This is a genomic window from Robertmurraya mesotrionivorans, from assembly GCF_050971805.1.
Classification (GTDB): domain Bacteria; phylum Bacillota; class Bacilli; order Bacillales; family Cytobacillaceae; genus Robertmurraya_A.
In genome coordinates, this window is sequence record NZ_JBPCCH010000065.1 from 1 (window position 1) to 532 (window position 532).

General features: G+C 47.7%; 2 tRNA genes and 1 rRNA gene. All 3 read right to left on the reverse strand.

Annotated features, from left to right (window positions below):
* Nucleotides 1-171, reverse strand: a 16S ribosomal RNA gene (locus ACRX5O_RS25310); the annotation flags it as partial.
* Between the two features lie 104 nt (nucleotides 172-275).
* Nucleotides 276-349: transfer RNA gene (locus tag ACRX5O_RS25315), tRNA-Gly, on the reverse strand.
* Between the two features lie 20 nt (nucleotides 350-369).
* A tRNA-Pro gene (locus ACRX5O_RS25320) sits at nucleotides 370-446 on the reverse strand.
* Between the last annotated feature and the right edge of the window lie 86 nt (nucleotides 447-532).

The following is a 532-nucleotide window of genomic DNA, read 5'->3' on the forward strand; positions in this document are numbered from 1 at the left end:
TATTAGCCCCGGTTTCCCGGAGTTATCCCAGTCTCATAGGCAGGTTGCCCACGTGTTACTCACCCGTCCGCCGCTAACCTTTGGGAGCAAGCTCCCAAAGGTCCGCTCGACTTGCATGTATTAGGCACGCCGCCAGCGTTCGTCCTGAGCCAGGATCAAACTCTCCAATAAAGAGTAAGATTAGCTCTTAAAGTTAAAACGTTGGCTAGTGTATATTTCAACACTAATCATTTTTGTTGACGTATGATTTGTTTAGTTTTCAAAGAACAATTTGTTGGAGCGGGTGATGGGAATCGAACCCACGACATCAGCTTGGAAGGCTGAGGTTTTACCATTAAACTACACCCGCATATTATTATTTTATAAAGATGGTCGGGAAGACAGGATTCGAACCTGCGACCCCTTGGTCCCAAACCAAGTGCTCTACCAAGCTGAGCTACTCCCCGTTATTCAAAATGGCGCGCCCGAAAGGAGTCGAACCCATAACCTTCTGATCCGTAGTCAGACGCTCTATCCAATTGAGCTACGGGCG